Consider the following 14,088-nt stretch of genomic DNA (forward strand, 5'->3'; position numbering starts at 1 on the left):
TAAGCTGCTGTTTTCTCTTCCGTTTCTCCGCCGGCGCCGCACTGTCGTTCAGCGCCCCGCCGTCGGTGGAGCGGGTTATAGGCGCCCTCCCCCAAGACGCGCAAGAGCTTTTTTCGTCCCTCATGACGATTTTTTGACCGGCGCTATTCCAAGCCGGGCGCCGGCCGCAATCATTGAAAGGTTTGACCTTTTGACCATAGGATTGCTCAGATCCCATAGTGAGCGGCCATGCCCGTCGAGTTTGAAAGCGTCGTCACCGTCAGCGCGGCCAAGCAGATCGCCGACAGCCTGCGTGCCGCCATCATGGACGGCCGGCTGAAGGTGGATGAGCGGCTGCCTACGGAAGAGGAATTGGCTCATCGCTTCAAGGTGTCCCGCCCGACGGTGCGCGAAGCCTTGAAACGTCTGGCAGCCCAGCATCTGATCCGTTCCCGCCGCGGGCCGACCGGCGGCAACTTCGTCGCCAGCCCGGCGCCGGAGGATGCGGCGCGATCGCTGGCCAACACCACCACACTGATGGTCGCGGTCGGCGACATTGGCCTGGCCGACATGGCGACGGCGCGACTGGAGCTGGAGGGTGTCTGTTGCCGACTGGCTGCCGCGCGGGACGATGCGGATCTGGCCACCTCCCTGGCGACGATGCGGGAGGAGTTGGTACGACAGCGCGATGCCGCCTTGTCGGACGAGGAGTTCTGCGCATCGGACGTCCGGTTCCACCGTGCGCTGGTGGATGCCGCGGACAATGCCCTGCTGTCCTATCTGATGCATGCGGTGGTCGAGGCGCTGCAGCCGGTCAGCAACATGATCATCTACCGGGTGCGCGAACGCGAGGCCATCGTCGGTTTCCACGCCCGATTGCTGCAGGCGTTGGAACTGCGGAATGCCGAGGCCGCGACGGCAGCGCTCGGTGATCTGGTCGCCTATACCCGCGACCGCCACCGGGAGGCCCTCGACCGCCGGGCAAAGAGCGCCGGGTCAGGCCCGAAGGACTGAGGCCGAAGACCGCATCACTTCCCGGAGCCCGGCAGGAGCCCGGCGACTCCGGTTCCGATGCTGTGACCCTGCCGCTTCAGCCACAGGAAGGCGGGAGTGGCCACGGCCCCAACCGTGCAGCCACCGGCCATCGTCGCCACCACGACCGGAACCGCCACGGCGGTGCCGGTGGCGGCCACTCCGGCCTCTGCCGCAAACAGGGCGACGCCGCCGGCGGCAATGGTCGCGGCACCGACACCGGCAGCCATCAGCATGCAGCCCATACCCACCGCTTCCGTGTCGGTCATCGGTTCCAGTGCCGAAGAGGCCCGCGGAGGGACATCGGCCCTGGCAACCGAAGCGCCGCCGGTGACCATAGCGCAGACGGCGACAGCCGCCAGCACAACCCCGGTCGACCGCCGACGTGCATCGAAATGACCATCGCTTCCCATCCTGAACAGGCCTTCAGCGACTTCGGCTCCCCACGGCATCTGTCATGTCCTGTCGCCACATCCGTCCGACAAGCATGCCACAGCCCGCGCTTCCGGCCACCCAATTATATGGACGGACGGCCGGACGGGGAACGGCTCAGCCGATCGCACGCAAGTGACGGACCGGCCGGCCGGGAGACGCCGCCTCCGCCGCGGCGACGATGCCGCTGGCGTCGATGCCGTAGTGGCGATAGAGATCGGTAATGGTGCCGGTCTGACCGAAATGCTCCACACCCAGCGCCCGCGTGCGGTGGCCGGCAACGGAGCCGAGCCATCCCAGCGTTGTCGGATGGCCGTCCACCACCGTGACCAGGGCGCAATGGGGCGGCAGCCCGTCGAGCAGCCGCTCGATATGGCCGCGGGCATGCCCGAGACCACGTTCGCGCGCCCGCTGGGCCGCACTCCAGCCCGCATGCAGCCGGTCGGCGGAGGTCACCGCCAGCAACCCGACATCGCGCCGGTCCTCTCCCAGCATGCCGACGGCGGCGATGGCCTCCGGCGCCACGGCACCGGTGTAGGCGATCACCACCTGGGCGTTCGGCCCAGGCTTGCGCAGCCAATAGGCACCGTCGACGATGTCGTGGGCGAGATCCTCGTCCATCGTCCGGGTCGGCTGTTCCAGCGCGCGGGAGGACAGGCGCAGATAGACGGAACCGCCGGTCTCGTCGCGCAGCCAGTTGCGCTCGCTGGGGGTGCCCTCCCCGTCCCGCTGCATGTAATCGAAGGCCCAGCGCATCACCACGGCCAGTTCGTCGGCGAAGGCCGGCTCGAAATAGGCCAGTCCGTCCTGGGCCATCCCGACCAGCGGGGTGGCGATGGACTGGTGCGCCCCGCCCTCCGGCGCCAGCGTGATGCCGGACGGAGTCGCCACCAGCATGAAGCGGGCATCCTGGTAGCAGGCATAATTGAGCTGGTCGGCACCGCGCATGATGAAGGGATCATAGACGGTGCCGATCGGCAGCAGCCGCTCCCCGAACAGGCTGTGCGAGAGGCCGAGCGCCGACAGCAGGATGAACAGGTTGGACTCCGCGATGCCCAACTCCAGATGCTGGCCCTTCGGCGAGAATTCCCAGCTGTAGGTGGAGGGGATGCGTTCCTTCTTGAACAGGTCGGCCAGTTCGTTCCTGGCGAACAGGCCGCGGCGGTTCACCCAGGCGCCCAGGTTGGTGGAGACGGTGACGTCGGGTGCCGTGGTGACGATGCGTTCGGCCAGTGCCGAGCGCTCCCGCCCGATCTCGTTCAGGATCAGGCCGAAGGCGGCCTGGGTCGACAGGCTCTTCTGCGTCGGCACCGCCAGCGCGGCCGGCACGGTGACCACCGGCGCCTCGTAGCGGCGGCGGCCCTTCCGGGCAAAGGGAACGCGGCGCAGGAAGTCCTCCAGGGCGGAATCCGGCAGGGAGAGGCCCTCGAACCGGTCCCATTCATGGCCGGGACGGACCTTGTTGGCGGCGCGGAAACCATCCATCTGCTCCCGCGTCAGCAGACCGGAATGGTTGTCCTTGTGGCCGGCCAGCGGCAGGCCGAAGCCCTTGACGGTGTAGGCGATGAAGCAGACCGGCCGGTCGTGGGTACGGGCCCGGGCGAAGGCCTCCAGCAGCGAGGGCAGGTCATGGCCGCCGAGGTTGCCCATCAGCCGGGCCAGCTCCTCGTCGTTGCGGCGCTCGATCAGGCGGGTGACGTCGCCCTGGTCGCCCAGATCGTCCATCAGGCGGCGGCGCCATGCGGCTCCGCCCTGATAGGTCAGGGCCGAATAGAGCTGGTTCGGGCAGGTGTCGATCCAGTGGCGCAGGCGCTCGCCGCCCGGCTCCTGGAAGGCCTCCTGCATCAGGGTGCCGTATTTCAGGATCACCACGTCCCAGCCGAAGGCGCGGAAGATGTTCTCCAGCCGCTCCCACAGCCCCTCGCGGATCACCGCATCCAGGCTCTGGCGGTTGTAGTCGACGATCCACCAGGTGTTGCGCACGCCATGCTTCCAGCCCTCCTGCAGGGCTTCGAAGATGTTGCCCTCGTCCATCTCGGCATCGCCGACCAGCGAGACCATGCGGCCTTCCGGCAGGCCGGCGGCCCAGCCCTTGGCCTTCAGGTAATCCTGCACCAGCGAGGCGAAGAGGGTCTGCGCCACTCCCAGCCCGACCGAGCCGGTGGAGAAATCGACGTCGTCCACGTCCTTGGTGCGGGACGGGTAGGACTGGGCGCCCTTGTAGCCGCGGAAATTCTCCAGCTTCTCCCGCGTCTGGTTGCCCAGCAGATACTGGATGGCGTGGAAGATGGGGCTGGCATGGGGCTTCACCGCCACCCGGTCCTCCGGCCGCAGGGCCGAGAAATAGAGTGCCGTCAGGATGGTGGACATCGAGGCGCTGGAGGCCTGATGGCCGCCGATCTTCAGCCCGTCCAGGTTGGGGCGGACATGGTTGGCGTTGTGGATGGTCCAGGACGCGAGCCAGAGTACCTTGCGCTCCAGCTCGGCCAGGCAGGCGAGATCGGCGGAGGTCGGCTGGGTCGCGGTCATGGGGCTGCTCCCGAACGGGGGGTTGATGGTTGGAAGAGCCTATCATTCGCGACCCGGCAGGTGCTTGCGAAGTGGCGCCGGCTGCGGTTCCGCTTTAGCATCGGATGCCAGGATAACAATGGAAACAGCATCCGATGCCAAAACAGCCTCTCGACCGCATCGACCGCAAGATCCTGGCCGCCCTTCAGCAGGACGGCAGGCTGCCCAACAACGAACTGGCGGAACGGGTCGGCCTGTCGCCTTCCCCCTGCCTGCGCCGGGTCAGGGCGCTGGAGGAGGCGGGAGTGATCGCCCGCTATGTGGCGCTGGTCGATCCGGCCTCCGTCGATCTGCCGGTCAACATCTTCGTCAATGTCAGCCTGGAACGGCAGGTGGAGGCGCGGCTCGACGGCTTCGAGGCGGCGGTAATGGCCCGGCCGGAGGTGCTGGAATGCTATCTGATGACCGGTGACGCCGATTACCTGCTGCGGGTGGTGGTGCCGGACCTTGCCAGCTATGAACGGTTCCTGAAGGAACACCTGACCCGCATCCCCGGCGTCGCCAGCATCCGCTCCAGCTTCGCCTTGAAGCAGGTGCGCTACCGCACCGCCCTGCCGCTGGAGCATCTGGGAGAATGAAACCTCATCACTCCGCCGCCACTGGTTTGGCACGGCCGCCGATCATCGGCACCAGGACAGCTGCAAACAGGCAGAGGGCCCCGGCGGTGGCGAAGGCCGGCAGGTAGGTCTGCAACGTGCTGCGCGACAGGCCGGCGCCGAAGGCCGCAGCGGCGGCACCCAGCTGGTGGCCGGCGAAGATCCAGCCGAAGACGAGATTGGCACGCTCCCGCCCGAACCGCTCCGCGGTCAGGCGTACGGTCGGCGGCACGGTGGCGATCCAATCCAGCCCATAGAAGACGGCGAAGACCGACAGGCCGTAAAGCGTGAAATCCGAATAGGGCAGATAGAGCAGCGACAGGCCGCGCAGGCCATAATACCAGACCAGGAGCCAGCGGTTGTCGTAGCGGTCGGACAGCCAGCCCGACCCGACGGTACCGACGAAGTCGAAGATGCCCATCAGCGCCAGCAGGCCGGCCGCCTGCACCTCCGGCACGCTGAAATCGACGCAGAGCGGGATCAGGTGCGTCTGGATCAGGCCGTTGGTGCTGGCGCCGCAGATGAAGAAGGTGGCGAACAGCACCCAGAAGGTCCGCGTCACCGCCGCATTGCGCAAAGCACCCAGCGCAGCCGCCAGGATGGCACCGGCAGGAACAGCAGGCGGTGCACCCTCGACCTCACCGAAGGCGGACAGGCCGAGATTGGCCGGATGGTCGCGCATCAGCGCCAGCATTGCCAGGGCGGCCACAGCGATCAGGCCGCACAGCAGGGCGATGGCGCTGCGCCAGCCATAGGCCTCGGTCAGCATCGACAGCAGCGGCATGAAGACCAGCTGCCCGGTGGCCGAGCTGGCGGTCAGCAGCCCGATCACCAGACCGCGGCGGGCGACGAACCAGCGGGTGGCGATGGTGGCGCCCAGCACCATGGCGGTCAGCCCGGTGCCGAAACCGACGACAAAGCCCCACAGCAGGATCAACTGCCAGACCTCCCGCATCGCCAGCGAGGCCAGCAGCCCGCCGCCGACCAGCGTCAGAGAGGACAGCACCATGCGGCGGACACCGAAGCGGTTGATCATCGCGGCGGCGAAGGGCCCCATCAGCCCGAACAGCAGCAGGCGGATCGCCATGGCGGTGGAAATATCGGCGGTGTCCCAACCGAACTCCCGCTGGAGCGGCAGCAGCAGGACGCCGGGTGCCCCGACCGCCCCGGCGGACACCAGCATGGACAGGAAGGTGACGGCGACGACGACCCAGGCATAGTGGATGTCGCGCCGAGCCAGGGCGGCAGCGAGAGGGGTGGACAGCATCGGCAGGGATCTCCGGTGGCTTGCCTGCTAATGAAGCGGCTATCGAGCGGTCACGCCGCCGTCGATGTTGATCGACTGGCCGGTGACGAAGCCGGCAGCGTCTGAGCAGAGCCAGAGAACCGCAGCGGCGACCTCTTCCGGACGGCCGACGCGGCCGACGGGATGAAGCGGCCCCAGCGCGGCCTCCACCTGATCGGCGCCGCCGAAGGAGGCCTGACTCATCGGCGTCTGGATGATCGCCGGGCAGACGGCGTTGACGCGCACGCCGAAGGCCGCCACTTCGATGGCCGCGGTGCGGGTCAGTCCCTCCACCGCCGCCTTGCTGGCGGAATAGGCGGCATTGCCGGCCATCCCGATCTGGCCCAGCACCGACCCGGTGTTGACGACCGCACCGCGGCCCTGGCCCCGCATGATCGCCAGTTCATGCTTCAGGCAGAGCCAGACGCCCTTGACGTTGACGGTCAGCACCCGGTCGAAAATCTCCTCCTCCATCTCGGTCAGCGGAGCGGCCTGATGGATGCCGGCATTGTTGAAGGCGGCGTCGAGCCGGCCGTGGTCGCGCTCGATCCGCTCGAACAGGGCGGCGACCTCCGCCCCATCGGCCACGTCGGCGGCGACGAAGTGGCCGGTGCCGCCGGCGCGGCCGATCAACTCGACCGTCTCCAGCCCCTCCGCCTCGCGCCGGCCGGTGACGATCACAACCGCCCCCGCACCGGCAAAGGCAAGCGCCGTCGTCCGGCCGATACCTGACGTGCCGCCGGTGACCAGGGCGACCCGCCCTGTCATGTCCGCCCCGGTCGGGTTGACCGCAATGCTCATGATCCTCTCCTGTCCTTCATCCGGTTGATGCGCCCCAGCCAATGCCGAGCGCTATTCATGATGGTCATCATCATTTCGATTTTTGATGATGTCCATCATGAAAAACCGGGTGAGCCCGGAATCCGGGAACCTCAGCCATGCGCAGCCCGAATGGCGCGATGCAGCAGGCGACACCACATGTGCGCGGAACGGACGGGAATCCGGCAAACCGGCGGCCCCAGCCCGTGAATGCCCACCCATTTGGGAGGCTTGTTCTGGCTTTGGTTGCGCCGCAGCCGTACACCGGCAACCGGAACTGCGCATGGCGTCCGCCCTGGCGGAAGTCACCGATCAGCGGACGATGTGACGGGGCATGTGATGGCCCCGACACAGGGCTCTGCCCTTCGATTCAGTTCCATAAGGATAAGCTTGACCGTCGCCGCGCAACGGATCATGAAGGCGCGACCATGCGCGTTCATGTAACTGCATGTATCCGGTGCCGTCGGGTCTTCCACTTTCTTTTGGTTGGGCGAATGTTGCTTTCGCAGCGCTTGGGCAGCCCAAGACTTGTCATCTCCCATCGGTACGGGTGCCGACACGCCCAACGGCAAGCATTCGTTAACCATAAAGCGCCACAACTTGAGAGCGGCCCATCGCCGCGTTCAGCCGACCGCCGGGACCGCATAACGATCGGGTCCATTTGGCGCCACCGCGCTGATTCCTTTTGGAAGGCTGACACAGCGTGACTCTGCTGACTGCGCGGGCCAACGGCCCGACCGACGTTTCCCCGGCCGGTCAATCGACGATCTCCGCTCCGTGGACCGCCACTCCAATGGTTCCGACCCTGAGTGGCCCGATCGACCCCTCCCTTCTGCAGGACGAACTGCTGTCCGACATTCCGCAGGCGACCGCCGCGGCACATCCGGACCGCACGGCCATCGTCTATGAAGGCCGGCGCGTCACCTATGCCGAGCTGGACGCGCGCGCCAACCGGGTCGCCCGCGGCCTGCGGGCGCGCGGGATCGGTCCCGGCTGCTTCGTCGGGCTGTGGATGGCGCGGTCGCTCGACCTGCATGTGGCGCTGCTGGGCATCCTGAAGGCCGGTGCAGCCTATCTGCCCTTCGACGCCGACGCTCCCGCCGAGCGCGTGGCGGTCAGCCTGACCGACTGCGCCGCCCCGGCAATCCTGATCGATCTGGTGACCGGCACCAAGGCGGCGACGCTGGCCACGGCCGGTGCCGACGTTCAGGTTCTGCGCATCGGCGACGTTCTGAGCGACGACGAGCGACCGCTTGACCTGCGCGCCGACGGGGTGACGCCGGACAGCCCGGCCTATGCGATCTACACCTCGGGCTCGACCGGCAAGCCCAAGGGCATCGTCATCAGCCACCGCAACATCTGCCATTACCTGCGCGCCGCCAACAGCGTCTACGGCATCACCGCCGCCGACGTGGCGTTCCAGGGCGCCTCGGTGGCCTTCGACCTGTCGCTTGAGGAAATCTTCGTCCCCTATCTGGCCGGCGCCACCCTGTGGGTCGCCAGCCGTCAGGTGCTGGACGAGGCCGACCGGCTGGCCGACGTGCTGACCGAGGCCGGCGTCACCGTTCTGGACACCGTGCCGACCCTGCTGGCGATGCTGCCGAAGGACGTGCCGTCGCTGCGCGTCGTCATCCTGGGCGGCGAAGCCTGTCCGCCGGCCGTCGCCTCGCGCTGGTGCCGGCCGGGCCGGCGCCTGTTCAACAGCTATGGCCCGACCGAGGCGACCGTCGTCGCCACGGTGGCGGAGGTCCATCCCGACACCCCCGTCACCATCGGCCGCCCGATCCCCAACTACACCTGTTATGTGGTGGACGAGGCGCTGCATCCGGTGGCTCCCGGCACCCAGGGCGAGCTGCTGATCGGCGGCCCCGGCGTGGCCCAGGGCTATCTCGGCCGGCCGGAACTGACGGCGGAGAAGTTCATCGCCAACCCGTACCGCACCGGCACGCAGGACCCGCTGCTTTACCGCTCGGGCGATGCGGTCAGCGTCGATGCCGACGGCAATCTGCGCTTCCATGGCCGCATCGACGATCAGGTGAAGATCCGCGGCTTCCGGCTTGAGCTGGGCGAGATCGAGGCCAAGCTGACCGATCTGCCGGGCGTTGCCCAGGCCACGGTGGTGCTGCGCACCGACAACGGCCTGGACCGTCTGGTCGCCTTCCTGGTCGCGCAGCCCGGCGCCTCCCTCGACAAGACCGCGCTGCGCGACGCGCTGCGGGCGCAGCTGCCCGCCTACATGGTGCCTGCGCATTATGAACAGGTGGCGGAGCTGCCGCGCCTGACCTCCGGCAAGGCCGACCGCAAGACCCTGCAAGCCATGGCGCTGAGCGAGGTTGCCGGTGCCGGCGAGCAGGAGGAACCGCGCACTTCGACCGAGGCCACGCTGCTGGACGCGGCCTGCCGCGTCTTCCCCGGCCAGTCGATCCCGCTGGAAGCCGACTTCTTCCTCGACCTCGGCGGCCATTCGCTGCTGGCGGCGCGCTTCGTCTCGGCGGTGCGCGAGACCGCCGGGCTGGCCAGCCTGACCCTTCAGGACGTCTATGGCGCCCGCACGCTGCGCGCGATGGCCGAACGGCTGGACGCCAAGGCGCCGGCCGGGCATGGCGCCAAGCCGGCCGACCTGTCCTTCGAACCGCCGCCGCTCCGCCGCCGCCTGCTGTGCGGTCTGGCCCAGGCCGCGGCGCTGCCGGTCATCCTGGCGCTGATGACGGTGCAGTGGCTGGGCGTGTTCGTCAGCTACATGCTGCTGTCCGGCGAGGACGCCGGGATCTTCGGCGAGATCACGACGCTGTTCGGCGTCTATGTCGTCATCAACATCGCCACCGTCGCCATCGCCATCGCGGCGAAATGGCTGATCATCGGCCGGACCAAGCCGGGCCGCTACCCGCTGTGGGGCGTCTATTATTACCGGTGGTGGCTGGCCCAGCGCTTCATCGCGCTGGTCCACCTGAAGTGGTTCCAGGGATCGCCGGTGATGCGGCTGTTCCTGCGCGCGCTCGGCGCCAAGGTCGGCGCCGATGCGATGATCGGTGAGTTCGAATCCGGTGCCATCGATCTGGTCGGCATCGGCCGCGGCGCCTCGACCGGCGGCAAGGTCAAGATGGCCAATGCCGAGGTGATCGGCAACGAACTGGTAATCGGCACCATCGAGATCGGCGAGGACGCCTATATCGGCACCTCCTGCGTCATCGGCCACGACACCGTCATCGGCAAGGGCACCGAGCTGGCCGACCTGACGGCGCTGGCCGCCGGCACGCACACCGGCGACTATGAGTCCTGGGACGGTTCGCCCGCGCGCAAGGTCGGCACGGTCGACCGCGCCGCCCTGCCGCAGGAGCCGAGCGCCGGCATCGTCAAGCGCGCCTCCCAGTCGCTGATCTATCTGGTCGCCCTGGTCGGCCTGCCGCCGGTGGCGCTGATCCCGATCTTCCCGGCCTTCTACCTGTTCGACAGGCTCGACAGCTGGATGGGCGGGGTGTTCAAGGTCAACTACCTCTACTATGTGCCCGCCATCGCGTGGCCGACCGCCATGTTCCTGGTGGCCTTCACCGTCCTGCTGATCGCCGCCATGCGCTGGATCGTCCTGCCGAAGGTGGAGGCCGGCTCCTACTCGGTCCACAGCTGGTTCTATGTCCGCAAATGGGTCGTGGCACTGGCGACCGAGGTGATGCTGGAAACCCTCAGCTCGCTCTACGCCACCGTCTACATGCGGGCCTGGTACCGCCTGATGGGCGCGAAGATCGGCCGCGACGCGGAGATCTCGACCAACCTCGCCGGCCGCTACGATCTGGTGGAGATCGGCGAGAAGTGCTTCATCGCCGACGAGGTGGTGCTGGGCGACGAGGACATCCGCCGCGGCTGGATGCATCTGCAACCGGTGAAGACCGAGGCCCGCGTGTTCGTCGGCAACGACGCCGTGGTCCCGCCGGGCGCCTGCATCCCCACCGGCACGCTGATCGGCATCAAGTCCAAGCCACCGGCGAATGCCGAGATGCAGGCCGGCGACACCTGGTTCGGCAGCCCGCCGATCAAGCTGCCGGTGCGCCAGAAGTTCGACAACGTGTCGGCCAACTGGACCTTCGAGCCGTCGCGCGCCCGCCGTCTGGGACGCGCCGTGTTCGAGGCCTTCAGCCTGTCGATGCCGTCGATGCTGTTCATCACCTTCGGCACCTTCGCGGTGGAGTTCTTCGCCCCCGCCATCCTCGACCAGCGCTGGGGCGCCTTCGCCTGGCAGTTCCTGGCGGTCAGCGTCGCCATTCCCACGGCGATGGTGCTGGTGGTGGCGCTGGTGAAGTGGCTGCTGATGGGCCGCTATGCCCCGACCATGAAGCCGATGTGGTCCTGGTGGGCCATGCGGACCGAGGCGGTGGCCGTGCTGTACTGGGGTCTGGCCGGCAAGGTCCTGCTCGACCACCTGCGCGGCACGCCGATGCTGCCCTGGGTGCTGCGCCTGTTCGGTACCAAGTTCGGCCAGGGCGTCTACATGGATACGACCGACATCACGGAGTTCGACTGCGTGTCGGTCGGCGACTACTGCGCCATCAACGCCCTGTCGGCCCTGCAAACGCACCTTTACGAGGACCGCGTGATGAAGGTCGGACGGGTGTCGGTCGGGACCGGCGTCACCGTCGGGGCCGGCGCCACGGTGCTCTATGACACCCATGTCGGCGATTTCGCCCGCCTGGGCCCGCTAACCCTGGTGATGAAGGGCGAGGAAATCCCCGCCCATGGCGACTGGGTCGGCGCCCCGGCAGAGCCGGCCGCTCCTGCCCACGCCGCAGTGACCGGCCGGGTGAAGGCCGCGGCGTAAGCAGCCGGCGTCAGGGACGAGAAGAAAAGGCTGGTATTACCATTGCGGTGTGCCGGCCTTTTCTTTTGCCCGTCTTCGGCCGAAGACAAACCGTCGCGCACTGTTACTCCCGCCGGTGGTTGTCTCCGCCCCGCAGCGGTGTATAAGGGGGCCGAGCGCGGCCTGCCCCCTTCGCGCGCCCGGCCGGGCGCGTACCGCGGAGGCGAATGGCGGCCGTTGGATCGTCACGCCAGGTTCGTCAAAGGAACGCCCCAATGCCCGACGACATCGCCTCAGCCCGCGGCCTGTTTCCGCTCGCAAAGGACGACACGACCTACCGCAAGCTGACCTCGGACCATGTTTCGGTCGTCGAGTTCGACGGCGAGCAGATCCTGAAGGTCGAGCCGGAAGGTCTGCGCCTGCTGGCCGAGGCTGCCTTCTCCGACATCAACCATCTGCTGCGTCCGGGCCATCTGGCCCAGCTCGCCAAGATCCTGGACGATCCGGAGGCGTCGGCCAACGACCGCTTCGTGGCGCTCGACCTGCTGAAGAACGCCAACATCGCCGCCGCCGGCACCCTGCCGATGTGCCAGGACACCGGCACCGCCATCATCATGGGCAAGAAGGGCCGCCGCGTCTGGACCAAGGGCGGCGACGAGACCGCCCTGTCGGAAGGTGCCCGCGACGCCTACCTGAAGCGCAACCTGCGCTACAGCCAGCTGGCGCCGATCTCCATGTATGAGGAGAAGAACACCCGGAACAACCTGCCGGCGCAGATCGACATCTATTCCGAGGGCGAGGACTATTACAAGTTCCTGTTCATGGCCAAGGGCGGCGGGTCGGCCAACAAGACCTTCCTGCATCAGGCCACGCCGTCGGTGCTGGCGCCCGACCGGTTGCTGAAGTTCCTGGAAGACAAGATCCGCTACCTCGGCACCTCGGCCTGCCCGCCCTACCATCTCGCCATCGTCATCGGCGGCCTGTCGGCGGAGCAGAACCTGAAGACGGTGAAGCTGGCCTCGGCCCGCTACCTCGACAACCTGCCGACCGAAGGCGGCGAGGACGCGCACGCCTTCCGCGATCTCGCGATGGAGGCCGAGGTCCACAAGCTGACCCAGAACATGGGCATCGGCGCCCAGTTCGGCGGCAAGTATTTCTGCCACGACGTCCGCGTCATCCGACTGCCGCGCCACGGCGCCTCCATGCCGATCGGCATCGGCGTGTCCTGCTCGGCCGACCGTCAGGCGGTGGGCAAGATCACCAAGGACGGCATCTTCCTGGAGCAGCTGGAGACCGATCCGGCCCAGTATCTGCCGGAGATCGGCGACGAGCACCTGTCGGGCGAGGTCGTGAAGATCGACCTGAACCAGCCGATGGAGCAGATCCGCGCCACGCTGTCGCAATACCCGATCCGCACCCGCCTGTCGCTGACCGGCCCGCTGATCGTCGCCCGCGATCTGGCCCACGCCAAGCTGCGCGCCCGCCTGGACGCCGGCGAGCCGCTGCCCGACTATTTCAAGAACCATCCGATCTACTATGCCGGCCCGGCCAAGACGCCGGAAGGCTACGCCTCGGGCTCCTTCGGGCCGACCACGGCGGGCCGCATGGACAGCTTCGTCGACCAGTTCCAGGCGGCGGGCGGTTCCATGGTCATGCTGGCCAAGGGCAACCGCAGCGCGGAAGTGACGGCGGCCTGCAAGCAGCATGGCGGCTTCTATCTCGGCTCGATCGGCGGCGCCGCCGCCCGTCTGGCCCAGGACTGCATCAAGAAGGTGGAATGCGTCGAGTATCCCGAACTCGGCATGGAAGCGATCTGGCGCATCGAGGTGGAGGACTTCCCGGCCTTCATCATCGTCGACGACAAGGGCAACGACTTCTTCAAGGAGTTGAAGCTCGCCTGATCCTGGCGAACCGGCTGTGAAGGGGGCGCGGCGCCTTGCGGGGGCCGCGCTCCTTTTTCCTGCCTGCTTGCCGGACAGCACCGGGGGCGCCTATCTTCAGTGCATCGGGATCGGTGGAGGGCTTCCAATGGACGGTGTCTATGACCGGCGCGCGCCGAAGCGGGACGTCACCTTGTCGCTGGACGAGGACATCCTTCAGCGCGCGCAGTCCCTTCCCGGCGACCTGTCCGAGCGCGTCGAGAAGCTGCTGGCCGACGAGGTGGCGAAAGCCGACCGTGAACGTCGCCTGGATGCCACGATTGCGGCGCTGAACGACTTCGACGCCAGATATGGCTCTTTCGCCGACGAACACCTCGATCATCTGTGATGGCTCAATTCGATGTGCATCGGAACCGAACCGCGACGCGCTCGGGCATTCCGTATCTGGTGATCGTCCAGTCACAACGTTTCGACGCATCGGCACGCAGGGTGGTCGCACCGCTGCTGCTGGCTGACAAGCTTCAGAGTACGGAACCCTCCTTGACCCCGAGTTTCGTGATCGAAGGCCATGACGTCGTTTTGAACCCGCTTCAGCTCGCCTCCGTTCAGACGGACCAGCTGGGCGAGAAAGTCTCTTCGCTCGCCGACAACAGCGACCGCATCATCGCCGCCATCGACCTCCTGATTTCCCGCGCCTGGGGATGAGTA

General features: G+C 67.5%; 10 protein-coding genes. 6 read left to right on the plus strand and 4 right to left on the minus strand.

Annotated elements, in window-relative coordinates:
* The first annotated feature begins 228 nt into the window (after window positions 1-228).
* Window positions 229-993, plus strand: coding sequence for a FadR/GntR family transcriptional regulator (locus J2848_RS24940; protein ID WP_149234879.1), 765 nt, complete (start codon window positions 229-231; stop codon window positions 991-993).
* Between the two features lie 14 nt (window positions 994-1,007).
* On the opposite strand, the gene J2848_RS24945 is transcribed toward J2848_RS24940, so the two are convergent.
* Both J2848_RS24945 and J2848_RS24950 read right to left on the minus strand, forming a co-directional pair.
* Complete coding sequence (locus J2848_RS24945) at window positions 1,008-1,280, minus strand: hypothetical protein (protein WP_149234880.1); 273 nt, start codon at window positions 1,278-1,280, stop codon at window positions 1,008-1,010.
* A gap of 280 nt (window positions 1,281-1,560) precedes the next feature.
* Window positions 1,561-3,972 carry a thiamine pyrophosphate-binding protein gene (locus J2848_RS24950; protein ID WP_149234881.1) on the minus strand — a complete coding sequence of 804 codons (2,412 nt, stop codon included), beginning with the start codon at window positions 3,970-3,972 and terminating at the stop codon, window positions 1,561-1,563.
* Window positions 3,973-4,106: 134 nt separating this feature from the next.
* Between J2848_RS24950 and J2848_RS24955 the strand changes: the two genes are divergently transcribed.
* Window positions 4,107-4,589, plus strand: a complete 483-nt coding sequence (locus J2848_RS24955) for an Lrp/AsnC family transcriptional regulator (protein WP_149234882.1) — start codon at window positions 4,107-4,109, stop codon at window positions 4,587-4,589.
* Window positions 4,590-4,596: 7 nt separating this feature from the next.
* On the opposite strand, the gene J2848_RS24960 is transcribed toward J2848_RS24955, so the two are convergent.
* Entirely contained in the window at window positions 4,597-5,874 is a 1,278-nt protein-coding gene (locus J2848_RS24960; RefSeq protein WP_149234883.1) for an MFS transporter, read from the minus strand.
* A 39-nt stretch (window positions 5,875-5,913) separates the two neighbouring features.
* Window positions 5,914-6,693: an SDR family NAD(P)-dependent oxidoreductase gene (locus J2848_RS24965; protein ID WP_246194382.1), complete on the minus strand. Its 780-nt coding sequence runs from the start codon at window positions 6,691-6,693 to the stop codon at window positions 5,914-5,916.
* Between the two features lie 721 nt (window positions 6,694-7,414).
* Between J2848_RS24965 and J2848_RS24970 the strand changes: the two genes are divergently transcribed.
* From J2848_RS24970 to J2848_RS24985, 4 genes are all read left to right on the plus strand, one after another.
* A complete protein-coding gene (locus J2848_RS24970) occupies window positions 7,415-11,521 on the plus strand; it encodes a Pls/PosA family non-ribosomal peptide synthetase (protein WP_149234884.1) in 4,107 nt (1,368 codons plus the stop codon).
* A 254-nt stretch (window positions 11,522-11,775) separates the two neighbouring features.
* On the plus strand, window positions 11,776-13,401 hold the full coding sequence (locus J2848_RS24975) for a fumarate hydratase (RefSeq protein ID WP_149234885.1): 1,626 nt from the start codon (window positions 11,776-11,778) through the stop codon (window positions 13,399-13,401).
* Window positions 13,402-13,528: 127 nt separating this feature from the next.
* Entirely contained in the window at window positions 13,529-13,768 is a 240-nt protein-coding gene (locus J2848_RS24980) for a type II toxin-antitoxin system CcdA family antitoxin (protein WP_149234886.1), read from the plus strand.
* Window positions 13,768-14,085, plus strand: a complete 318-nt coding sequence (locus J2848_RS24985) for a CcdB family protein (protein ID WP_149234887.1) — start codon at window positions 13,768-13,770, stop codon at window positions 14,083-14,085. The genes J2848_RS24980 and J2848_RS24985 overlap by 1 nt, the downstream gene beginning before the upstream one ends.
* Window positions 14,086-14,088 lie beyond the last annotated feature (3 nt).

The sequence above is a fragment of the Azospirillum lipoferum genome, assembly GCF_024170005.1.
GTDB classification, from domain to species: Bacteria; Pseudomonadota; Alphaproteobacteria; order Azospirillales; family Azospirillaceae; genus Azospirillum; species Azospirillum lipoferum.